This window comes from Streptomyces sp. NPDC047515 (assembly GCF_040643055.1).
Taxonomy (GTDB): domain Bacteria; phylum Actinomycetota; class Actinomycetes; order Streptomycetales; family Streptomycetaceae; genus Streptomyces.
The window spans coordinates 198,760-222,322 of record NZ_JBEYTM010000001.1 but is presented as its reverse complement, the minus strand read 5'-3'; the positions used below and the strand labels follow the sequence as shown (position 1 = coordinate 222,322).

The following is a 23,563-nucleotide window of genomic DNA, read 5'->3' as shown; positions in this document are numbered from 1 at the left end:
CACGAAGTACCGCTTCCGAGGATGCCGACTGATACCTTGCGAGGGAAATATGAAGCCAGAGCTTCACGAATTCGGACCCCTGCAGTTCGCACACGGCGAACTGCAGGGGTCCGAATAGTCGATTACCAAGAAGTATTACACATCGGCCTGTCGGTCCAGGACAGCGGCCAGTGCCTGCTCGAAGCCCGACGCCTCGGAGACACCGCGGGTCGGGTCCTGCTGCCGAACGTCGATGACATGGCCGGTCATCTCGGAGAGCAGGACATCGAGGGAGGTCCTGGCGACCGCCTCGGAGGAGAGCAGCGTGGCCGCGGGCTCGTCGCCGAACGCCTTGGTGCGCATCGGGGTGGCGGTGCGCTCCGGGTTCACGCAGTTCACCCGTACTCCGTCGCCCGCCCACTCGTCCGAGAGCGCCTGGGTGAGGTTCACCATGGCGGCCTTGGTGGACGAGTACAGGCTGTACTCCGCGCGGCCCCGGGTGTAGCTGCTGGAGGTGTAGAGCAGCAGCTGGCCCTTGGTCTCGGCGAGGTACTTGTAGGAAGCACGGGCGATCTGCACGGGCGCCAGGTAGTTGACGTTCAGCGCTTCCTGGATGGTCGTGTTGTCCGTCTCGGCCAGCTTGCCGATGCGGAGCACGCCCGCGGTGTTGATCACGTAGTCGATGCGGCCGGTGTCCGCGTACGCCTTGGAGAGCGCGTCGTCGACGTGCTCCGGGTTCTCCACGTGGGTACCGGTGGTGGAGCGGCCCAGGGCGTAGACGGTGGCGCCGTAGGACTCGGCGAGCGTCGCGATGTCCGCGCCGATGCCGTACGAGCCGCCGAAGACGACGAGGGTCTTGCCGGTGAGCAGCTCACGGTAGGCGGCGTCGTCCGTCGGCTGCGGGACGGCCGTGGAGGCCAGCTGGAAGAGCTTGTCCGCGATGAAGACGTCGACCGGCTGGGTGACCTTCATGTTGTACTCGTCGCCCGCGACGACGTAGATCGGCACGTCGGGGAGGTACTTCAGGACGACCGAGCAGTCGTCGGTGGCCTGGAAGTTCGGGTCGCTCGCGGCGACCTCGTAGGCCCGGCGGATCGTGGAGAGCTTGAAGGCCTGCGGCGTCTGGCCCCGGCGCAGCCGGGAGCGGTCGGGCACGTCGGTGATGAACTCGCCGTCGCCGCCGTGCGTACGGGTCACGATGATCGTGTCCGCGGACGGAATGGCGACGTCCACCGCCTGGTAGCGGTCCAGGGCGTCGACGCAGTCCTTGATGACCCGCTGCGAGAGCAGGGGGCGCACGGCGTCGTGGAACAGGACGTTGCGGTCCTCGCCCTCGGCCAGGCCCTCACCGAGGGCCGCGATGGCGCGCTCGGTGGTCTCGTTACGCGTGGAACCGCCCTCGATCACCTTGGTGACCTTGGTGAGTCCGGCCTTCGCGACGAGCTTCTCCACGTCGGGCACATAGCCCGGAGCCATCAGGACGATGACGTCGTCGATGGAGTCGGCCTGCTGGAAGATCGACAGCGTGTGCTCGATGACAGCCTTGCCTGCGATCTTCAGCAGCTGCTTGGGGATCGACAGTCCCACGCGCTGGCCGGTACCGCCGGCGAGCACGACTGCTGTGGTTCGGGCTTTGGCTATGTGCTGAGCAGACACAGACGACCTACCTTGCGAGGGCTGGGAGACACAGCGATGGTTGCACTCTCCGTTACCGTCTCGCAAGGTGGACGTCGGCCGCCGCACGCCCTGTCGAAACCTTGCGGTGCCTTGCGATCAGGGCGAATAACCGAATTGATCCGTTCCGGCGGGTGACCGACACCACACGGTTGAGCGGCATGAATCACCCTTGAGCGGGTTCGGATCCCCCGTTTGCGCGACGCGGAGGACATGCCGGACCGCCGGACGGGCCGGTGGAGCAGGCCCGTCCGGCGGGGTCGACCACGGCGGAACAGCCCGGAGAGCGACTCGCGCGACGAAAGACGAAGGAGGCCCTAGAACGGGTTGAAGTCGTCGAACTCGCGCTGCACCTCGTCGCGTTCGGCGTCACGGTCGCGGCGGCGCTGCGCCGCCGGGCGCGGCGCTTCGAGACGGTGGTCCTCGCCGCGTCGGCCGAGCATCTCCGCGCCCGCCGCCAAGGTGGGCTCCCAGTCGAAGACGACCGCGTTGTCCTCGGCTCCGATGGCCACACCGTCGCCCGCACGGGCACCGGCCTTCATCAACTCGTCCTCGACACCGAGCCGGTTGAGCCGGTCCGCCAGGTAGCCGACGGCCTCGTCGTTGTTGAAGTCGGTCTGCCGGACCCAGCGTTCCGGCTTCTCGCCGCGCACCCGGTAGAGGCCGTCCTCCTCCTTGGTGACGGTGAAGCCCGCGTCGTCGACGGCCTTCGGGCGGATCACGATACGGGTCGCCACTTCCACGGGCTTGGCCGCACGCGCCTCGGCGACGACCCCCGCGAGCGCGAAGGAGAGCTCCTTCAGTCCGGTACGAGCGACCGCGGACACCTCGAAGACCTGGTAGCCGCGCGCCTCCAGGTCCGGGCGGATCATGTCGGCGAGGTCCTGGCCGTCCGGGATGTCGATCTTGTTGAGGACGACGATGCGGGGCCGGTCCTCCAGTCCGCCGTACTGCTTCAGCTCCTCCTCGATCATGTCGAGGTCGGAGACGGGGTCACGGTCGGACTCCAGCGTCGCGGTGTCCAGGACGTGCACGAGCACCGAGCAGCGCTCCACGTGCCGCAGGAACTCCAGGCCGAGCCCGCGGCCCTGGCTGGCACCGGGGATCAGGCCCGGAACGTCGGCGATGGTGTAGACGGTGCTGCCCGCGGTCACCACGCCGAGATTCGGGACGAGGGTCGTGAAGGGGTAGTCGGCGATCTTCGGCCTGGCCGCGGAGAGGACGGAGATCAGCGAGGACTTGCCGGCGCTCGGGTAACCCACCAGCGCGACATCGGCGACGGTCTTGAGCTCCAGGACGATGTCCCTGGCCTCACCGGGCTCGCCGAGCAGCGCGAAGCCGGGGGCCTTGCGCCGGGCGGAGGCCAGCGCGGCGTTGCCGAGGCCGCCACGGCCGCCCTGGCCGGCGACGAACGTGGTGCCCTGGCCGACCAGGTCGGCCAGTACGTTGCCCTTCCGGTCGAGCACGACCGTGCCGTCGGGCACCGGCAGGACGAGGTCCTGGCCGTCCTTGCCGGAGCGGTGGTCGCCCGCGCCGGGCTGGCCGTTGGTGGCCTTGCGGTGGGGGCTGTGGTGGTAGTCGAGGAGCGTGGTGATGTCCTGGTCGACGACCAGGGTCACATCCCCGCCTCGGCCACCGTTGCCGCCGTCCGGGCCGCCGAGCGGTTTGAACTTCTCACGGTGTACGGAGGCGCAGCCGTGGCCTCCGTTACCCGCGGCGGCATGCAGCTCGACGCGGTCCACGAAGGTGGTCATGGTGGGAACCTCCAGTTACATACGTGCAGAAATGTCACTCGTGCTGTCCCGCGTAGGGGAAAGCCGTCTCTCATGGGAGAAACACGCGAAAGGCGGACCCGCTTCCCGTACGGGAAGTGAGGTCCGCCTCCGCAGAAACCGCTCGACGAGCGCCGAAAATCAGCCGGCGATCGGAACGATGTTCACGACCTTGCGGCCACGGTGCGTGCCGAACTCGACCGCACCGGCGGCCAGTGCGAACAGCGTGTCGTCGCCGCCACGGCCGACGCCCGTGCCCGGGTGGAAGTGGGTGCCGCGCTGGCGGACCAGGATCTCACCGGCGTTGACGGCCTGACCGCCGAAGCGCTTCACGCCGAGCCGCTGAGCATTGGAATCGCGCCCGTTCCGGGTGGACGATGCGCCCTTCTTGTGTGCCATGTCTCCTCAGTCCCTTACTTCGCAGCCGCGGGGATACCGGTGACCTTGATCGCCGTGTACTGCTGACGGTGACCCTGGCGACGGCGGTAGCCGGTCTTGTTCTTGTAGCGAAGGATGTCGATCTTCGCGCCCTTGTGGTGGTCCACGACCTCGGCCTGGACCTTGATCCCGGCCAGCACCCACGGGTCGCTGGTCACGGCGTCGCCGTCGACCACGAGCAGGGTCGAGAGCTCGACCGTGTCGCCAACCTGGGCAGTGGAAATCTTGTCAACCTCAACGATGTCACCGACAGCAACCTTGTGCTGGCGGCCACCGCTGCGCACGATGGCGTACACGCGGATCTCTCTTTCGCTCGGAACGGAGCCCCTGATGCCAGCCGCTCACACGGGCCGGGGCCCGAGGTGATCCGAATGGACGAGCGGCCTCTCACCGATGACGGGAGGAGGGTGCTCAGGGACAGGCGCATACGGAAACACGCCGATGGGCAAGATTACGGGCCGCCGACCGGAGGGTCAAACCGGGTCCTGTGTCCTACCCCCGCGTTCTCCGGCTCATTCCTTCCCGGGCCCATCGGCTGCCCCCGTCCGGCCGCGGAGGGCCCACTGACGCCGCCGACGGCCGCCGGACCGGCCGTCCGGCGGGTGGGGCGCCTCGCAGGCCCCTCAGGCGCCTGAGGGGCCGTACAGCCGTGCACCGCGCCGGGCGGCCGGTGGGCCCGGTCCTGGGCAGTCACCGGGGCCACGCACGACGGCCGGTGGGCCGCGCCCCTGTCGAGGTGCGGCCCACCGGCCGTCGTGTCGTGCCGTACGGCCGCGGAGGGGGTCCCTCCGCGGCCGTACCGCGCTGCCGCCTACGCCTCGGTACCGGCCGAGACGACCTGCGGCGACGGTTCCGCGGCAACCGTCTTCTTCGCCGCCGCCTTCTTGGCCGTCGTCTTCTTCGCGGCGGTCTTCTTGGCAGCCGTCTTCTTGGTGGCCGCCTTCTTGGCGGTGGCCTTCTTGGCCGTCTTGCGCGCCGTCTTCTTGGCCGGGGCCTCCGCCTTCGGAGCTTCCGGAGCTTCCGGGGCCTCCGAGGCTTCAGCGGTCCCGGCCGGCTCGGTCTCGGGCTTCGGCTCGATGGAGCCGGTCACCACGACGACCTCCGCCGCGTCCGCACCGGCGGGCGAACCCGCGGGGGCGGTGACCTTGCGGGTCACCCGGCGGCGGGCACGCGGCGGGGCGGCCTCGGGGGCCACCTCCTCGGGTGCCGCCTCGGGCTGCGGGGCCTCGGCGACCGGGGCCGCCTCGACGACCGGGGCCGCCGCCGGCACCGGCTCCTCGACCTGCTCGACCGGGGCCGGCGAGCCCGCCGGGGCAGTGGCCTTACGGGTCGCACGACGGCGCGTACGGCCCTGAGGGGCCTCGGCAGCCGGCTCGGGCTCCACCACAGGCTCCGGCTCCACGGCCTCCACCACCGGCTCCGGCTCGACGACCGGGGCGGGGGCTGCGGCCTTCGGGGCGCCGGCCGGAGCCGATGCCTTACGGGTCGCACGGCGCCTGCCGCGGCCACGCGAAGCGGCTGCCTCGGCCTCGGCCGGGCTGCTGTACAGCTCCTCGTCCGGGACGAACTCCGGCTCGGGCAGCGCCACGGGGGCGGCCACCTCCGCGGCCACCTCGGCCTCGGTCTCGCCCTCCGCGATGTGCTCGTGGTCCTGCTCGACGAGCTGCTCGAGCTCGTGCTCGTGGCCCGCGCCGCCCCGGCCGCGCTTCTTGGAACGCTTGCCGTTGCCGCCGCCACCGACCGAGGTCGGCTGCTCCATGTGCACGATCACGCCGCGCCCGTTGCAGTGGACACAGGTCTCGGAGAAGGACTCCAGCAGACCCTGGCCCACCCGCTTGCGGGTCATCTGGACCAGGCCCAGCGAGGTGACCTCGGCGACCTGGTGCTTCGTACGGTCGCGTCCCAGGCACTCCAGCAGACGGCGCAGCACCAAGTCCCGGTTGGACTCCAGCACCATGTCGATGAAGTCGACGACGACGATGCCGCCGAGGTCGCGCAGCCGCAGCTGGCGCACGATCTCCTCGGCCGCCTCCAGGTTGTTCTTGGTGACGGTCTCTTCGAGGTTGCCGCCCTGACCGGTGAACTTGCCGGTGTTGACGTCGACGACGACCATCGCCTCGGTCTTGTCGATCACCAGCGAACCGCCGCTCGGCAGGTAGACCTTCCGGTCCAGCGCCTTCATCAGCTGCTCGTCGATCCGGTACGTCGCGAAGATGTCGACCTCGGAGGTCCATCGCGACAGACGGTCCGTCAGGTCGGGCGCCACCTGCGAGACGTAACCGTTGATGGTCTCCCACGCGTCGTCGCCGCTGACGATGACCTTGGAGAAGTCCTCGTTGAAGATGTCGCGGACGACCCGGACGGTCATGTCCGGCTCGCCGTAGAGCAGCGTCGGCGCGTTGGAGCTGCCGGTGCTCTTGGACTTCTTCTGGATGTCCTCCCACTGCTGCTGCAGCCGCTCGACATCGCGGCGCAGCTCGTTCTCGCTCGCACCCTCGGCGGCGGTACGGACGATGACGCCCGCGTCCTCGGGAACGATCTTCTTGAGGATGGTCTTCAGCCGGGCCCGCTCGGTGTCGGGCAGCTTGCGGCTGATACCGGTCATCGAGCCCTCGGGCACATAGACCAGGTAGCGGCCGGGCAGCGAGACCTGGCTGGTCAGGCGGGCGCCCTTGTGGCCGATCGGGTCCTTGGTCACCTGGACGAGGACGGACTGGCCGGACTTGAGCGCGCTCTCGATGCGACGCGGCCCGTGGGCCATGCCGAGCGCCTCGAAGTTCACCTCACCGGCGTACAGGACGGCGTTGCGGCCCTTGCCGATGTCGACGAAGGCGGCCTCCATGGACGGCAGTACGTTCTGCACCTTGCCCAGGTAGACGTTGCCGACGTAGCTGGTGGCCTGCTCCTTGTTGACGTAGTGCTCGACGAGCACGTCGTCCTCAAGGACACCGATCTGGGTGCGCTCGCCGTTCTGGCGGACGACCATGACCCGCTCCACGGCCTCGCGGCGGGCCAGGAACTCGGCCTCGGTGATGATCGGGACGCGGCGGCGACCCTGCTCACGGCCCTCGCGGCGGCGCTGCTTCTTCGCCTCCATACGGGTCGAGCCCTTGATGGACTGGACCTCGTCGAAGCCGGTGCCGGCCTCCCGCTCTTCCTTCCTGCGGGGCTCGCGGACCTTGACGACCGTACGCTCCGGGTCATCCGCACCGGTCTCGGCATCGGCCGCGACGTCACCGCTGCGACGACGACGGCGACGACGACGTCGGCTGCTGCTGGATCCGGCGGCCGAGGCCTCGTGCTCCTCGTCCTCCTCCTCCTCGGACTCCTGAGCGCGCTCCTGGTCGTCCTCGGAATGGTCGGCAGCCTCGTCACCGTGCTGCTCGGCGCCCTCCTCGTCCTCGTTGATCTCGCCACGACGGCGGCGACGGCCACCTCGACGGCGACGGCGCGAGGGCCGGTCCCCGTACTCGTCCGTCTCCTCGCCCTCGTGCTCTGCTTCGGGCTCGCTCTCGGGCTCGTGCTCGTCCTCGACGTGCTCCTCCGCGGCGGGGGCGGCGGCCGGCTCGGACTCGGCGGCCTCACCGCGACGGCGGCGACGGCGGCGCGAAGCCGCCTGCGGCGCGGCCTCGGCGGCCGGGGCCTCGGTCGTGGCGGTCGGCTCCTCGACCGTCTCGGGCTCTTCCTCGATCTCCTCGCGACGCGAAGCGGCAGCGGCGGCGGCCGCGGTCTCCGGGGTCTGGAACATCGGCTCGGCGAAGACCGGCGCCTGGAACACGGCCACGGCGGGGCGCGTCGCGCGACGGCTCTTGCGTACGGGCTCCTCGGCCTTGCCGGTGAACTCGGGCCGACCGGCGGCTGCGGTGGCCCGGCGGCGCTGGCGACCGCGCGGTGCGGTGTCCTCGGCCTCGGTGGGCTCGACGGCCTCAGCGGCCTCGGCTACCGGCTCCGCGGCCTCGACCATCGTCTCGGCGGCCTGCGGCGCAACCGCCGGAGCGGTCGCCTTGCGCACCGCACGACGACGCGTACGCGCGGGCGGCGCCTCCACGACCTCGGCCTCCGCCTCGGCCTCGGCAACGGGCTCGGCCGCGACAACAGGCTCGGGCTCGACAGCGGCCTCGGCGGCCTGCGGCGCGCCGGCCGGAGCGGACGCCCTGCGCCGGGTGCGGCCGCGCGGCGCGGCGGGCTCGGGCTCGGCGACCACGGCCGGCTCGGGCTCGACCACGGCCGTGGCTTCCTCGACGATCTCGACGGGCTCGGCGGCCTGCGGCGTGCCCGCCGGAGCGGTCGCCTTGCGCACCGCACGGCGACGGGTGCGCGCGGGCGGCGCCTCCACGACCTCGGCCTCCGCCTCGGCGGCGGCTACGGGCTCGGCGGCGGGCTCCACGATCTCCACGGCCTCGGCGGCCTGCGGCGTGCCCGCCGGAGCGGTCGCCTTGCGCACCGCACGGCGACGGGTGCGCGCGGGCGGCGCGGCCTCCACCTCCGGGGCACTGCCGACTTCTGCAGCGGTGCTGTCGGACACGGCGGCGTCAGCGGCCGGTATGGCCGGCGCGGCGGCACCCTGGGCATCCGCCACCGGCGGGCCGGCCGGGCGGGACGCTGCGCGGCGCCTGCGGCGCGGCGGCAACTTGTCGCCGGGTGCGTTGTTCTCTGCGTCGTTCCCGGTCGTGCCGGGTTCGTTGGGCTGGGGCATGCGGGCGGTTCTCCCGTCAGGCTCCCGGGCGCCGCGCCTGGTTCCGGTCCGGCACGGTCCGCGTGATGTACGCGGGACCGCCGTCCGGGGCGCGGGCGCCGCACGGGAACTCAATGTCTGGCTCGCCGGTTCCGTACGCTCCGTGCGTACGGCCTGGCGAAAGTCTTATGGGTCATCGCGCGGCCCGGCCCAGGTGGCTCCCGAGTCGGAGGGCTGCGCTGCAACGACCGCCTTACGCGGAACCTGCACCTTCCGGCGCCGTCGCGACGGCGGTCCCGGTGGCCGCGGGTGGAGCGGCCGGGGCTGCCTCGCGGTCGGGCGCGAGCGGGTCGGTCACCGTGCCGGACTCCTCGTCGAAGAGCCCCTGCGCCAGCCTGGTCACCGCTGCGGGGACCGGCGGCGCCAGGTCGGCCACAACGCGGAGACCGGACAGGACGTCGTCAGGTCGCACGGCAGGTGTCACGTGCCGAACAACCAGCCGCAGTATCGCACAGGGCCTGTCCCCAGGCCTATCAGCCTGTGGATCAAGGGCCTGCAGTTCGACCACGGCGGCCCGGGCGTCGAAGGTCCGCATGCCGTTCTTCGTACGGCGCTGGACCTCGACGGTCTCGGCCCCGTTGAAGGCGGCCACGGCCTTGTCGGCCTCCTCGGCGGTGACTCCGTCGAGACGCAGCTCCCAGACCGAGGCGGTCAGCCGCTCGGCGAGGCCCGAGGTGCGGGCCTCCACGGCGTCGGTGATGTCGAGACCGTCCGGCAGCGAGGCGTTGAGCAGTTCGCGCAGGACGCCCGGATCCCGGGCCTCGGTGAGGGCGATCTCCAGGAACTCGGCCTCACTGCCCGTGCCGGTGGGGGCGGCATTGGCGTACGACACCTTCGGGTGCGGGGTGAAGCCGGCCGAGTAGGCCATGGGCACCTCGGAGCGGCGCAGTGCCCGCTCGAAGGCACGCTGGAAATCGCGGTGGCTGGTGAACCGGAGGCGGCCGCGCTTGGTGTAGCGCAGTCGGATGCGCTGCACCGCCGGTGCGGGCGGCGGGCCTTCGGGCTGTCGCTTGCCCAGTGGTTCTTCTCCTCGGTGCGGGGCGGACGCGGTGGCACGCCGCCCTCGAAATACGGGTGGCCCGGGGTGTCCGGTCCGGCTCACCCCCGCTCGGCGTTTTTCTCTCCGAGCGAGGAGATCTCTGGTTCGGGCGCCGCGCAGGGCACAGTCGTTGCACTACCCAGAGTACGCGCAAGGGGGCTTCCCGATTCCCGGGGCTCGGGCGCCCCCGGCCCGCCGACCAGCGCCCGCCAGGCGTCACGACGCGCCTGGGCCACCGTCTCGCGTGCCGAGCGCAGCGCCGCCCGGACCGCGCGTCCCGTCCCGACCGCGGCCCGCCCGGCGGGAGCCAGGACGACGTCACGTACGAAATGTCCCACCGGCGTGCACACCGTGCGCCAGACCCAGGTCACCGGCGCCCCGACGAGATGCCACGCCAGCCAGGCGACGGCCCTGCCGACGGCCCGCGAGATGAAGCCCGCGATGCGCCAGGCGACGCCGAACGCGGCGGCGACCTCCCGGCCGACCGGGGCGAGGACCCGCCGGTACAGCCATCCGAGCGGTGCGACGAGCAGCGTCGGAATCAGCCACACCACCGCCGCCCACAGCCCGCTCCCCACGGCCGCGATTGCGCGCGCCATCCGTTCGAGCAGCCAGGTGATGCCATGGCCGAGCGGGGTGAGCAGTTGCCGGTACGCCCAGGCCGACAGCCGTACGAGCAGGTGTTCCACCAGCCATGAGGCGGCGAGCGCGAGGGGCGTCAGGACGTACCGCCACAGGCCGACGACCGGCCGGACCAGCGCGGCGGTGAGCACCCAGCCGACCGCGACAGCGATCCCCGCCCGGCCGGGACCAGCAACTCCCGGTACACCCCGCGCAGCCCGTGACCGATCGGGGTGAGCACCGCTCCGTACAGCCACACCACCGGCACCACGAGCCCGTAGCGCACCACCGGCACCAGCACATACCGCCAGAGCGCGACCCACGGCCACACGAGGACCGCCGCGGCCAGCCACAGCAGCGCACGGCCCAGCGGGGTGAGCACCGTCTCGTACAGCCACGCCGCGGGGATCAGCACCGCGGTCCGGAACAACCGGGACAGGGCCCGGCCCAGGGGGCGCAGCAGGACGCGGTCGGCGGCGCGGGCGCCCGCCACCAGGGCGTCCCAGACCAGCCGCACGGGCAGGACGATCACCAGCACCACGATCCGTACCGGGATCCTGATCAGGGTGGTCAGACAGCCCTCTGCGGCTTCGTACCGCGCGAGGGCCTGGTGCTTGCCGTACTCCATGCCGTTCATGACACGAAGGCCCGGACCGGGGTTTCCCGGTCCGGGCCTTCGTCACCGAGCTGTCACCCGGACGGACCAGTCCGAGGCCGCTACTTCACGACCGACAACGGCAACAGCTTCTTGCCGGTCGGGCCGATCTGGATGCTGGTGTCCATCTGCGGGCAGACGCCGCAGTCGAAGCACGGGGTCCAGCGGCAGTCCTCCACCTCGGTCTCGTCGAGCGAGTCCTGCCAGTCCTCCCAGAGCCAGTCCTTGTCGAGGCCGGAGTCCAGGTGGTCCCAGGGCAGGACCTCCTCGTAGGTCCGCTCGCGGGTGGTGTACCAGTCGACGTCCACGCCGTACTCGGGCAGCGTCTTCTCGGCGGCGGTCATCCAGCGGTCGTAACTGAAGTGCTCGCGCCAGCCGTCGAAGCGGCCGCCGGACTCGTAGACCGCGCGGATGACGGAGCCGACACGGCGGTCGCCGCGCGAGAGCAGGCCCTCGACGATGCCGGGCTTGCCGTCGTGGTAGCGGAAGCCGATGGAGCGGCCGTACTTCTTGTCGCCGCGGATCTTGTCGCGGAGCTTGGCGAGCCGCGCGTCGGTCTCCTCGGCGCCGAGCTGCGGGGCCCACTGGAACGGCGTGTGCGGCTTGGGCACGAAGCCGCCGATGGAGACGGTGCAGCGGATGTCGTTCTGACCGGAGACCTCACGGCCCTTGGCGATCACGTTGACCGCCATGTCACCGATCTGGAGGACGTCCTCGTCGGTCTCGGTGGGCAGACCGCACATGAAGTACAGCTTCACCTGGCGCCACCCGTTGCCGTACGCGGTGGCGACGGTACGGATGAGGTCCTCTTCCGAGACCATCTTGTTGATGACCTTGCGCATGCGCTCGGAGCCGCCCTCGGGGGCGAAGGTGAGACCGGAGCGACGGCCGTTGCGGGTCAGCTCGTTGGCCAGGTCCACGTTGAACGCGTCGACGCGGGTGGAGGGCAGCGAGAGGCCGATCTTGTCCTCGGTGTACCGGTCGGCGAGGCCCTTGGCGATCTCACCGATCTCGGTGTGGTCCGCGGAGGAGAGCGAGAGCAGTCCGACCTCCTCGAAGCCGGTCGCCTTGAGACCCTTCTCGACCATTTCGCCGATGCCGGTGATGCTTCGCTCCCGCACGGGGCGCGTGATCATGCCGGCCTGGCAGAAACGGCAGCCGCGGGTGCAGCCGCGGAAGATCTCGACGGACATCCGCTCGTGCACGGTCTCGGCGAGGGGTACGAGGGGCTGCTTCGGGTAGGGCCACTCGTCGAGGTCCATCACCGTGTGCTTGGACACCCGCCACGGCACGCCGGACTTGTTGGGCACGACACGGCCGATGCGCCCGTCCGGGAGGTACTCGACGTCGTAGAAGCCCGGGACGTAGACGCCGCCGGTCTTCGCGAGGCGGAAGAGCAGCTCCTCGCGGCCGCCGGGGCGGCCCTCGGCCTTCCAGGCGCGGATGATCTCGGTGATCTCCAGGACGGCCTGCTCGCCGTCGCCGATGACCGCGCAGTCGATGAACTCCGCGATGGGCTCGGGGTTGAACGCGGCGTGGCCGCCGGCCAGCACGATCGGGTCGTCGACGGTGCGGTCCTTGGCATCCAGCGGAATGCCCGCGAGATCCAGGGCGGTGAGCATGTTGGTGTAGCCGAGCTCGGTGGAGAAGCTCAGTCCGAAGACGTCGAACGCCTTGACCGGGCGGTGGCTGTCCACGGTGAACTGCGGGACCCGGTGCTCACGCATCAGCTCTTCGAGGTCCGGCCACACGCTGTAGGTGCGCTCGGCGAGGACGCCCTGGCGCTCGTTGAGCACCTCGTAGAGGATCATGACGCCCTGGTTGGGCAGTCCGACCTCGTACGCGTCCGGGTACATCAGCGCCCAACGGACATCGCATTCGTCCCACGGCTTGACGGTGGAGTTCAGCTCACCGCCGACGTACTGGATGGGCTTCTGCACATGCGGGAGCAGAGCTTCGAGCTGTGGGAAGACCGAATCGACAGACATCGCGAACTTTCGAGAGCCGGCAGGGGTGACCATCCAGCGTACCCCGGCGCTCAGCCTCCCAGCGCCGCCCGCACCTGCGGCCGGGACGCCCTCTCCCAGACCTCCGGCAGCTCCCGCTCACCGGCGGCGGCGGCCGCCTCCTCGCGCCCGTACAGCAGTCCCCAGGCGAACGCGGACTCCCCCGCCGCGTGTGCCTGGGCGGCCAGGGTGCGCAGGACGTCGCGGGCCACCACGCTGTCCTGGTGGTCGCCGAGGAGGGTCTGCACGGCCTTCATCCGTTTCGTGAACCGCTTGGCGGGCTTCCCGAGCGCGGGCCGGGCCGCCTCTGCCGCGTAACGGACGCGCTTGGCGGCCTTGCGGGCGTCATGCAGGGCGATATCGCGGTCGTGACCGGGCGGGAGCTCCAGGGCGCGGCCGACGCGGGTCGCGAGGCGCGCGTACTCCTTCAACACGGCGCGGGCCAGTGCCCGCTGGGGGGCACGGGACGCGGCGGGCAGCAGCGGCGGGGCGGCGAGCAGGGCGTCGAGGCGCTCCAGGAGTGCCAGGTACCGCTTCCCGTCGAGCACGGCGACGGTCCGCTGCCGGGAGCCGCCCCGGTGGGCGACCGACCAGATCCGCAGCCGGCTGTGGACGGGCCCGAGGACCAGGGTGCGGGGCACAGCGGCGAGGCAGGCGCGCAGACGGGCGTCGAGAACCTCCTGGTCGCGGTCGATGCCGAGCTCGGCGGCCAGCCACTTCAGCTCGTCGCCGACCGGGTCGGTGACGCTCCGGTCGAGGATCCTGCGGTACGTCCGCAGCGCGCTGCGGAGCCTGCGGGTGGCGACCCGCATCTGATGCACGGAGTCGGGGAGGTCACGGCGTACGGCGGGGTCGAGGGCGACGATCGCCTCGGCCTGCCGGCGGATGTACGCGAGGACGTGGTCGCCCGCGGTGCGTCGCGGGGCGCTCCCGCCGGCCTCTTTCCTCCGGTTCCGTTCCGGAGCCGTCTCGGCGAGCGCCCTGGCCAGCTTGGACGGCAGTGCGGACGGGCGGACGCCGGCTCTGCGCAGCCGTCGTTCCACGGCGTCCAGGAGGGCCGGGTCACCGTCGTCGGCGAGTTCCACCTCGATCTCGGTCCAGGCGGCCGTGCCGTCGCCGCCCGTCAGCCGTTCGGCCCGCACGGTGTCGAGGGCGACCTCGGCGAGCGGGGCGCCCTCGGCGTCGACCAGGTGGTGGACGTCACGGGCGGTGCGCAGCCGGACGACGGGGACGGGCTCGCTCCCCCGGAGCCGGGACCGGAGCAGCCCGGCGAAGGAGCGCGGCAAGGTGTCGGAGAGCGGTTCCCGGAGCTCGTCCCGGATACCGGCGGCGACGGGGAACTTGAGATGCCAGCCCGCGTCGCTCCCCCCGGTGCGGCGGCGCAGGGTGAGGGAGCCGGCCGCCAGCCGCAGGTCCTCGGTGTCGTAGTAGACGGCGTCCAGCTCGCTGACGCCCCGGTGGACGACGGCCGAGACCCCGGCCACCCGGCTCAGATCGGGGAGCCGGGTCTCCGCGGTGGCTTCGTACTTCCGCTCGATCTCACGCTTCGAGTCCGCCATGAACCGAATCTAGACGTGTTGTCCGAGGATGGGCAGTGCTCCCGCATCGGCTCAGGCGCTTATCGGTCGTTGCACCCTGATCGACTGGAGCAGTCCGACGGCCACCCAGACGGCGAACATCGAGGATCCTCCGTACGACACGAACGGCAGCGGAAGCCCGGCGACCGGCATGATGCCGAGCGTCATCCCGATGTTCTCGAAGGCCTGGAAGGCGAACCAGGCGATGATTCCGGCGGCGACGATCGTGCCGTACAGCTCGGTCGTCTCGCGGGCGATCCGGCAGGCGCGCCACAGGACGACGCCGAGCAGGACGAGGATCAGCCCGGCACCAAGGAAGCCGAGCTCCTCGCCCGCGACGGTGAAGACGAAGTCGGTCTGCTGCTCGGGAACGAACTGGCCGGTGGTCTGGGTGCCCTGGAAGAGGCCCGTTCCGGTGAGGCCGCCGGAGCCGATCGCGATGCGGGCCTGGTTGGTGTTGTAGCCGACACCCGCCGGGTCGAGCGCGGGGTTGGCGAAGGCGGCGAAGCGGGCGATCTGGTAGTCGTCGAGCAGACCGAGCTGCCAGATGGCCACGGCGCCCGCCACGCCCGCACCGAGCAGGCCGAAGATCCAGCGGTTGGAAGCGCCGGAGGCAAGGAGCACACCGAGCACGATGACGACCATGACCATCACGGAGCCGAGGTCCGGCATCCCCATGACGACGGCCATCGGCACGGCCGCCAGGCCCAGCGCCTTGGCGACCGTCCGGTGGTCGGGGTGGAGCTGGTCCCCCGCGTCGACGCGCTCGGCGAGCAGCATCGCCATGATCAGGATGATGGTGATCTTGGTGAACTCGGACGGCTGGAGCGAGAAGCCGCCGCCGATGATGATCCAGGCGTGCGCGCCGTTGACGGTGGCGCCGAGCGGGGTGAGGACCGCCAGCACGAGGATCACCGAGAGGCCGTAGAGGATCGGCACGGCGCCGCGCAGGGTGCGGTGGCCGAGCCAGATCGTGCCGACCATCAGGGCGATGCCGATGCTGGAGTTGAGCACGTGCCGGAAGAGGAAGTAGTACGGGTCGCCGTGGGTGAGCGCGTGACGGCCCCGGGTCGCTGAGTAGACCAGCAGCGAGCCGATGAAGGAGAGTGCGATCGCGGACCCGAGCAGCGGCCAGTCGAGTTTGCGCACGACGGAGTCGCGGGCGATGAGTTTGCCCCAGGCGGAGCGCTCGGGGGCGTACCGCGAGACGGAGAAGCCGGCCATCAGTCGCGCCTCCCCAGGGCCGCCGCGAGGGTCTGTTCCTCCGGGGTCTTCTGCGAGTTCGGGTCGTACGGCTTGATCTCCGGGGCGTCGATCGAGCCGTCCCGCTGGATCTTCGGCAGGGACTTCTGCGGGGTGGGCAGCAGTGCCTTCTTCAGATCCTGCTTGCCGGAGTCGTCGAGGCCGTAGAGGGCGTCGTAGATGTTGCGCACGGCGGGCCCGGACGCGCCGGAACCCGTACCGCCCTGAGAGATCGTCATGACGATCGAGTAGTCCTTGGTGTACGTGGCGAACCAGGAGGTCGTCTGCTTGCCGTAGACCTCCGCCGTACCCGTCTTGGCGTGCATCGGGATCTTGTCCTGCGGCCAGCCGCCGAACCGCCAGGCCGCCGAACCGCGGGTCGCGACTCCCGCGAGGGCGCCGTCGATCTCGTTGCGGGTCTTGCGGGAGAACGGCAGCTTGCCGTGCGACTTGGGCGCGATCTCCTGGACGCTCTTGCCGTCGCCGCTGACGATCGCCTTGCCGACGGTGGGGTCGTAGAGGGTGCCGCCGTTGGAGATCGCGGCGTAGATGGTGGCCATCTGGATCGGGGTGACGAGGGTGTCGCCCTGGCCGATGGAGTAGTTGACGGAGTCACCGGCGCGCATCTTGTCGCCTTCGAGGCAGTTCTCGTACGCGATCTTCTCGACGTACGAGCCGTCCTTCTTGCCCTGCTTGCACCATTCGTCCTTGTTCGCCTTGTAGAAGTCCTGCTTCCACTTGCGGTCGGGGACGCGGCCGCTGACCTCGTTGGGGAGGTCGATGCCGGTCTCCTTGCCGAGGCCGAACTGGTGGGCGGTCCTGTAGAACCAGTCCTTGGCGTTCTTCTTCGGGTTCATGCCGCCGTCCTTCAGCCACTCCTTGTGCGCGATGCCGTAGTAGACGGTGTCGCAGGAGACTTCGAGGGCCCGGCCGATGGTGATGTCCCCGTAGCCCTGGGACTCGTAGTTCTTGAAGGTCTGGCCGCCGACGTTGTACGAGCTGGGGCAGGGGTAGTGGCCGTCGAAGGGGTAGCCGGCGTTGACCGCCGCGGTCGAGGAGATGACCTTGAAGATCGAGCCGGGGGCGGCCTGGCCCTGGATGGCCCGGTTCAGCAGAGGGAGGTTGGACTTCTTGCCGGTGAGCTTGGCGTAGTCCTTGGCGGAGATGCCGCCGACCCAGGCGTTGGGGTCGTAGTTGGGCAGGGACGCCATCGCGACGACCCGGCCCGTCTTGGCCTCCATGACGACGACGGCGCCGGAGTCGGCCTTGTAGTTCTCGCCGGTGTTCTTGTCGAACGACTGGCGGGCCGTCTTCATCGCCTCGTTGAGCTCGTACTCGGCAACGGCCTGGACCCGCGCGTCGATGGAGGTGACGACGCTGGAGCCGGGCTCCGCCTCGTCGTTCTTTGCCTCGCCGATGACCCGGCCGAGGTTGTCGACCTCGTAACGGGTGACCCCGGCCTTGCCACGCAGTTCCTTGTCGTAGGTGCGCTCCAGGCCGGAGCGGCCGACCTGGTCGGAGCGCAGGTACGGCGAGTCGGTGTGCTGGGCCTTGGTGATCTCCTCGTCGGTGACGGGCGAGAGATAGCCGAGGACCTGGGCGGTGTTGGCCTTGCCGGGCGCGGCGTAGCGGCGTACGGCGGTGGGCTCGGCGGTGATGCCGGGGAAGTCCTCGGCACGTTCGCGGATCTGGAGGGCCTGCTGGGTGGTGGCCTCGTCGGTGACCGGGATCGGCTGGTACGGCGAACCGTTCCAGCAGGGCTGCGGCGTCTTCGCGTCGCAGAGCCGGACCTTGTCGAGGACCTCCTTGGGCGCCATGCCGAGGACGTCGGCGAGCCGGGTCAGGACGCTCTTGCCGTCGTCCTTCATCTTCAGCAGCTCGGTGCGGCTGGCGGAGACGACCAGGCGGGTCTCATTGTCGGCGAGGGGCACACCGCGCGCGTCGAGGATGGAGCCGCGGACGGCGGGCTGGACGACCTGCTGGACGTGGTTGTTCTTCGCCTCGTCGCTGTACTCCTGGCCGTTGCGGATCTGGAGGTACCAGAGCCGCCCGCCGAGCGTGAGCAGCAGGGAGAAGACGAGGACCTGGATGACGACGAGACGGATCTGGACCCGCTGGGTCCGGCCGGTCTCGGGGATGTTGCTCACGGGGCGCCCCCGGTGGTGGTCGGGCCGGAGGTAGGGGAGGTGTCCTCCCGGTGGTGCGGCCTCACAGTCGCTTGACTCCCTTGATCCGTCCGGCGCGTGCGGCCCGGTTGCGGGCGACCTTGACGCGCAGTCCGCCGCGCTGGCCGGCGATCCGCAGTCCGGTGCCGGAGGACAGCCAGCCCGCGGCGACGTCGCCGCCGCCGCCGGACGATTCGGCCAGCGGATCGTTCACCGTGCGTCTGGCGACCGCCATGATCAGAGGCACGACGAACGGCGCGAGGAGCAGGTCGTAGACGGCGGCGGTGAACAGCAGGCTGCCGAGCCCCACATGACGGGCCGCCGTGTCCCCGACGAGCGCGCCGACGAGCGCGTACAGCAGGGTCGAACCGATCGCCGCGGCCACGACCGCGACCATCGGGACGAACGCCGACTTGAGCTGCCCGGTCTCCGGCTTGACCAGTCCGGCGAGGTAGCCGATGACACAGAGCACCAGGGCGTAGCGCCCGGCGGCGTGGTCGGCGGGCGGCGCCAGGTCGGCGAGCAGTCCCGCGCCGAAGCCGATGAGCGCGCCGCTGACGTGCCCGTACACGAACGCGAGGGCGAGGACGACGAGGAGCAGCAGGTCGGGCACGGCGCCGGGGAGTTGGAGTCGGGCGAACACCGAGACCTGGACGACCAGGGCGGCCACGACCAGCACGACGGAGAGCAGAATCCGGTTCAGACGCATGGGAATCAGCTCTACCTCTGCTCGTTGACCGCGGTGCCGGTGTTCGGTGTGGCGCCCGGACTGCCGCTCGGGTTCGGGCTTTCGCCGGGGTCCGGACTCTCGTGGATGTTCCCGACGACGTTGCCGTTGGTGTCGACGATGTCTCCGTTGGGCGAGATGGTCACGGTGACGGTCGGGGTGGGCTTCGGCTTGGCGGGCTTGGCCGGTTCCTTCGGCAGGACCATGTCGCGGGGGTCCTCGCGCGGGGCCTGGACGACGACGCCGACGATGTCGAGCTTGGTGAACCCGACGTACGGGCGGACGTAGACGGTACGGGTCAGGCCACCGCCGGACGGGTCGACGCGGACGACCTCGCCGACCGGAACGCCGGGCACGAACGGCTTGTTCTTGCTGGAGCCGAAGGTGACCAGCCGGTCGCCCTTCTGCACCTTGGCCTTGCCGTTGAGGAACTGGACGGACAGCGGCCGGGAGCCCTGGCCGGTGGCGAAGCCCAGTTCGTCGGTCTTCTCCATACGGGTGCCGACGGTGAAGTCGGGGTCGTTGGCGAGGAGCACCGTGGCGGTGTCCGGGCCGACGGTGGTGACCCGGCCGACGAGCCCGTCGCCGTTGATGACGGTCATGTCGCGCTTGATGCCGTCGTTGGAGCCCGCGTCGATGGTGACTGTCCAGGAGAAGCCCTGGGCCGCTCCTATGGCGATGACCTCGGCGCCCTTGATGCCGTACTGTCCGGCGGCCGACTTCTTCAGCATCCGGTCCAGCTCGCGCACCCGGTTGCGGTTCTGGTCGTTGCTGCCGAGCCTCGTCTTGAGCGCGGCGTTCTGCTGCTCCAGTTCAGCGATCCGGTTGTGCCGGGCGCCGGAGTCGCGTACCGCTCCTATGGCGTTGCCCACCGGGTCGACCGCCGCCGCGACGCCGTTCTCGACCGGCCCGAAGACCGTGGCGGCGGCCCGCCGGGCGCCGTCCACCGGTGACTCCTCGCCGCCGCGGATGTCCACCGTGATCAGTGCGAATGCGATGGCGATCAGCAGCACCAGGAGCAGCCGGCTCTCTCGTGTGTCCCTCACGTGCGGCGGCCGTGCCTTCCTCGTCGGAATGTTCGTGCCTGTATATAAACGATCCGGCGTACGGAGCCGCAGTGGTCCGTACAGCAGACTGATGTGTTGTGTACCCGCGGGCCGGCCCGTGCCGGCTACCGGCGGGGCTGGGCGTCCAGCACCTGCTGGAGTGCCTCGAACTCCTCGACGCACTTGCCCGATCCGAGCGCCACCGAGTCCAGCGGGTCCTCGGCGATATGGATCGGCATGCCGGTCTCGCGGCGCAGCCGCTCGTCCAGTCCGCGCAGCAGCGCGCCGCCGCCGGTGAGGACGATGCCGCGGTCCATGACGTCGCCGGAGAGCTCCGGCGGGCACTTGTCGAGCGTGGTCTTCACCGCGTCGACGATCGCGTTGACCGGCTCCTCGATGGCCTTGCGGACCTCGGCGGCCGAGATGACCACGGTCTTGGGCAGTCCGGAGACCAGGTCCCGGCCGCGGATCTCGGTGTGCTCGTCCTTGTCCATGTCGTACGCCGAACCGATCGTGATCTTGATCTGTTCGGCGGAGCGCTCACCGAGGAGGAGCGAGTACTCCTTCTTGATGTGCTGGATGATCGCGTTGTCCAGCTCGTCACCGGCGACCCGGATCGACTGGGCAGTGACGATTCCGCCGAGCGAGATGACCGCGACCTCGGTGGTGCCGCCGCCGATGTCGACGACCATGTTGCCGGTGGCCTCGTGGACCGGCAGCCCGGAACCGATGGCCGCCGCCATGGGCTCCTCGATGATGTGCACCTGGCGTGCGCCGGCCTGCGTCGACGCCTCGATGACGGCGCGTCGCTCGACCCCGGTGATGCCGGAGGGCACGCAGACGACGACCCGCGGACGGGCCAGGTAGCGGCGCTTGTGGATCTTCAGGATGAAGTAGCGGAGCATCCGCTCGGTGATCTCGAAGTCGGCGATCACGCCGTCCTTCAGTGGCCGCACGGCAACGATGTTGCCCGGTGTACGCCCGATCATTTTCTTGGCCTCGGAGCCGACCGCGAGGATGCCGCCGGTGTTGGTGTTGATGGCCACGACGGACGGCTCGTTGAGAACGATGCCGCGCCCCCTGACGTACACCAGCGTGTTGGCAGTCCCGAGGTCGATAGCCATGTCACGGCCGATGAACGACATTGAGTTCCCCTTGTTCCCCATGAGGATGCGTCGGGCCTTCCGGACAAGCGATGATGGCTTGTTCTGGTCGGCGAGGTTGGCGCTGCGGGCGTGGAAGATTCCATCGTAGTGCCGTATGCACGGACACCGCGCGAGGGTCCTTCGCCTTTGTGGGCGGAACGGGTGGCCGTTCCACTCATGGTGACGTTACGTCGGGGTGATGCGTTCCCGCGATCCGGGACCCTATGCCGAAGGGCGACCGAATTAATTCGGTCGCCCCAGGTCATGAGCGCTGTTCGGCTGATCCGAAGTCAGGAAAGGCCCGGGAAGAAAAGCTTCAGTTCTCGCTCCGCGGACTCCTCGGAGTCCGAGGCGTGGATGAGGTTCTCCCGGGTGATCGTACCGAAGTCACCACGGATGGAGCCGGGCGCGGCGGCGATCGGGTCGGTGGGTCCGGCGAGCGTACGGATACCCTCGATGACCCGCTCGCCCTCGGCGACCAGTGCCACGATCGGGCCGGACTGCATGAACTCGACAAGCGGCTCGTAGAAGGGGCGGCCGACGTGTTCGGCGTAGTGCTGCTCCAGCGTGGCGCGGTCGAGGGTACGCAGCTCCAGCGCGGTGATCCGCCAGCCGGCCTTGCGCTCGATCCGCCCGACGATCTCGCCGACCAGTCCGCGCCGGACGGCGTCGGGCTTGAGCAGAACGAGGGTGCGCTGGGTCATGGTGTGCGGCTCCTTGCAGGCATGCGGGTGCGGTGAGGCGAGGCTACAGGGGTACGGGAACGGGCCCGCGGCCGGGTTTGGCCACGGGGCACGGGATCAGCCACCGGCCGCGGCCTCGGCCGCCTCCTGTGCGGCCGCCCAGCGGGCCTTCGCCTCGTCGACCTTGCGGCCGTAGTGGACCGAGGCCCACCACAGTCCGCCGAAGACCAGACCGAGAATGAACATCATCGGGACGACGAAGCCGCTCAGCACCAGGGCGATCTGCAGCGCCCAGCCGAGCTGTATCCCGCCGGGGCGGGTGATCATCCCGCAGAGCAGCACAGAGAGCAGCATGCCGATGCCGCAGACCGTCCAGACCGTGGTGTCGGAGAGGTCGTCAGACTTCATCGCGACGAGACCGGCGAAACCGATCACGAAGAACTCGCCGATCAACGTCGACGCACAGAGCGTACGCACTTCGGTCAGTGCCTCCCCAGGAGCAGCCGGGCCTCGCCGACCGTGATCACGGAACCGGTCACCAGGACGCCGGCGCCCGCGTACTCGTCCTCTTCCTCGGCGAGGGTGATCGCCGCCTCCAGCGCGTCGTCGAGACGCGGTTCGACCTGGACGCGGTCGTGGCCGAAGACCTCGACCGCGACGGCGGCCAGCTCGTCGGCGTCCATCGCGCGGCCGCTGGAGTTCTGGGTGATGACGACCTCGGCGAAGATCGGCTCGAAGGCTTCGAGGAGCCCCTTGACGTCCTTGTCGCCGCTGGCGCCGACCACACCGATCAGCCGGGAGAAACCGAACGCCTCGGAGATCCCGTCGGCGGTGGCGCGGGCGCCCGCCGGGTTGTGAGCCGCGTCCAGGACGACGGTCGGGCTGGAGCGGACCACTTCGAGGCGCCCCGGCGAGATCACCGAGGCGAAGGCCCGGCGGACCGTGTCGATGTCGAGTGCGCCGGGCTGCTCGGCGCCGATCCCGAAGAACGCCTCCACGGCACAGAGCGCCACCGCCGCGTTGTGCGCCTGGTGGGCGCCGTACAGCGGGAGGAAGACCTCGTCGTACTCACCGCCGAGACCGCGCAGCGTCAGCAGCTGCCCGCCGACGGCGATCTCCCGCGAGAGGACGCCGAACTCCATGCCCTCACGGGCGACCGTGGCGTCGACCTCGACGGCCTTCTTCAGCATGACCTGCGCGGCGTCGACCGGCTGCTGCGCCAGGACGACCGTGGCCCCCTGCTTGATGATCCCGGACTTCTCACCGGCGATCTCGGCGGGCGTGGCGCCGAGCCGGTCGGTGTGGTCCAGCGAGATGGGGGTGACGACGGCGACCGAGGAGTCGATCACGTTCGTCGCGTCCCAGCTGCCGCCCATGCCGACCTCGACGACGGCGACGTCGACCGGCGCGTCGGCGAAGGCCGCGTACGCCATGCCCGTCAGCACCTCGAAGAAGGAGAGCCGGTACGGCTGCTGGGCGTCGACCATCTCCACATACGGCTTGATGTCCTGGTACGCCTCGATGAACCGCTCGGCATCGATCGGGGAGCCGTCCAGGCTGATCCGCTCGGTGATCGACTGGACGTGCGGCGAGGTGTAGCGGCCGGTGCGCAGATCGAAGGCGCCGAGCAGCGCCTCGATCATGCGGGCCGTGCTCGTCTTGCCGTTGGTCCCGGTGATGTGGATCGAGGGGTAGGCGCGCTGCGGCTCGCCGAGCACGTCCATCAGCGCGGCGATGCGCGCGACGGAGGGCTCCAGCTTGGTCTCGCCCCAGCGGCCGGCGAGCTCCTGCTCCACCGCGCGGAGCGCCTTGTCCACCTCGGGGTCGGCGGGGCGGGCCGGGACGTCCTGGCCCTGCGGCGGCCCCGAGCGGGTGCGCAGCGTACGGCTCCCGGCCTCGATCACCGCCAGGTCGGGGTCGCGCTGGGTCTCTTCGTCGACGATCTCCGCGAAGGTCTCGTCGGGATCGGAGTCGTCGTGCCGGTCGGAAGGGCGGGGCTCACTCACGGGGCCAGTCTACGGATCGGCACGGACATCGTGCGCGGCGCCCGGCGGTGCGG

16 protein-coding genes and 1 pseudogene are annotated in these 23,563 nt (G+C 70.4%); all 17 read right to left on the bottom strand.

Annotation, left to right across the window (positions count from 1 at the left end):
- Positions 1–135: 135 nt before the first annotated feature.
- The 17 genes and pseudogenes from ABZ826_RS00925 to ABZ826_RS00845 all read right to left on the bottom strand — a co-directional run bounded on the left by ABZ826_RS00925 (position 136) and on the right by ABZ826_RS00845 (position 23,510).
- Positions 136–1,635, bottom strand: a complete 1,500-nt coding sequence (locus ABZ826_RS00925; protein WP_361440152.1) for a bifunctional cytidylyltransferase/SDR family oxidoreductase — start codon at positions 1,633–1,635, stop codon at positions 136–138.
- A gap of 335 nt (positions 1,636–1,970) precedes the next feature.
- On the bottom strand, positions 1,971–3,407 hold the full coding sequence (gene obgE, locus ABZ826_RS00920) for a GTPase ObgE (protein WP_361440149.1): 1,437 nt from the start codon (positions 3,405–3,407) through the stop codon (positions 1,971–1,973).
- A 159-nt stretch (positions 3,408–3,566) separates the two neighbouring features.
- On the bottom strand, positions 3,567–3,824 hold the full coding sequence (rpmA, locus tag ABZ826_RS00915) for a 50S ribosomal protein L27 (RefSeq protein WP_018103204.1): 258 nt from the start codon (positions 3,822–3,824) through the stop codon (positions 3,567–3,569).
- A 14-nt stretch (positions 3,825–3,838) separates the two neighbouring features.
- Positions 3,839–4,159, bottom strand: a complete 321-nt coding sequence (rplU, locus tag ABZ826_RS00910; RefSeq protein ID WP_030921216.1) for a 50S ribosomal protein L21 — start codon at positions 4,157–4,159, stop codon at positions 3,839–3,841.
- Between the two features lie 515 nt (positions 4,160–4,674).
- Positions 4,675–8,559 (bottom strand): Rne/Rng family ribonuclease, encoded by a 3,885-nt coding sequence (locus tag ABZ826_RS00905; protein WP_361440146.1) that lies wholly within the window; start codon positions 8,557–8,559, stop codon positions 4,675–4,677.
- Positions 8,560–8,791: 232 nt separating this feature from the next.
- Positions 8,792–9,574: a TIGR03936 family radical SAM-associated protein gene (locus ABZ826_RS00900; protein WP_361440143.1), complete on the bottom strand. Its 783-nt coding sequence runs from the start codon at positions 9,572–9,574 to the stop codon at positions 8,792–8,794.
- Positions 9,575–9,696: 122 nt separating this feature from the next.
- Positions 9,697–10,886 (bottom strand): annotated as a pseudogene (locus ABZ826_RS00895) (hypothetical protein).
- 89 nt (positions 10,887–10,975) lie between these two features.
- On the bottom strand, positions 10,976–12,901 hold the full coding sequence (locus ABZ826_RS00890; RefSeq protein WP_361440140.1) for a TIGR03960 family B12-binding radical SAM protein: 1,926 nt from the start codon (positions 12,899–12,901) through the stop codon (positions 10,976–10,978).
- Between the two features lie 50 nt (positions 12,902–12,951).
- Entirely contained in the window at positions 12,952–14,478 is a 1,527-nt protein-coding gene (locus ABZ826_RS00885; RefSeq protein ID WP_361440137.1) for a CYTH and CHAD domain-containing protein, read from the bottom strand.
- Between the two features lie 51 nt (positions 14,479–14,529).
- Entirely contained in the window at positions 14,530–15,720 is a 1,191-nt protein-coding gene (rodA, locus tag ABZ826_RS00880) for a rod shape-determining protein RodA (RefSeq protein WP_361440134.1), read from the bottom strand.
- Positions 15,720–17,885, bottom strand: a complete 2,166-nt coding sequence (mrdA, locus tag ABZ826_RS00875) for a penicillin-binding protein 2 (RefSeq protein WP_361440131.1) — start codon at positions 17,883–17,885, stop codon at positions 15,720–15,722. Before mrdA ends, rodA begins: the two co-directional genes overlap by 1 nt.
- A 61-nt stretch (positions 17,886–17,946) precedes the next feature.
- Entirely contained in the window at positions 17,947–18,612 is a 666-nt protein-coding gene (mreD, locus tag ABZ826_RS00870; RefSeq protein WP_361440128.1) for a rod shape-determining protein MreD, read from the bottom strand.
- Positions 18,613–18,623: 11 nt separating this feature from the next.
- A complete protein-coding gene (gene mreC, locus ABZ826_RS00865; protein ID WP_361440125.1) occupies positions 18,624–19,676 on the bottom strand; it encodes a rod shape-determining protein MreC in 1,053 nt (350 codons plus the stop codon).
- A gap of 125 nt (positions 19,677–19,801) precedes the next feature.
- Entirely contained in the window at positions 19,802–20,821 is a 1,020-nt protein-coding gene (locus ABZ826_RS00860) for a rod shape-determining protein (protein ID WP_361440122.1), read from the bottom strand.
- Positions 20,822–21,111: 290 nt separating this feature from the next.
- On the bottom strand, positions 21,112–21,525 hold the full coding sequence (ndk, locus tag ABZ826_RS00855) for a nucleoside-diphosphate kinase (RefSeq protein WP_093898216.1): 414 nt from the start codon (positions 21,523–21,525) through the stop codon (positions 21,112–21,114).
- Between the two features lie 96 nt (positions 21,526–21,621).
- Positions 21,622–21,981 (bottom strand): DUF4233 domain-containing protein, encoded by a 360-nt coding sequence (locus tag ABZ826_RS00850; RefSeq protein WP_361440118.1) that lies wholly within the window; start codon positions 21,979–21,981, stop codon positions 21,622–21,624.
- 5 nt (positions 21,982–21,986) lie between these two features.
- On the bottom strand, positions 21,987–23,510 hold the full coding sequence (locus ABZ826_RS00845) for a folylpolyglutamate synthase/dihydrofolate synthase family protein (RefSeq protein WP_361440115.1): 1,524 nt from the start codon (positions 23,508–23,510) through the stop codon (positions 21,987–21,989).
- Positions 23,511–23,563 lie beyond the last annotated feature (53 nt).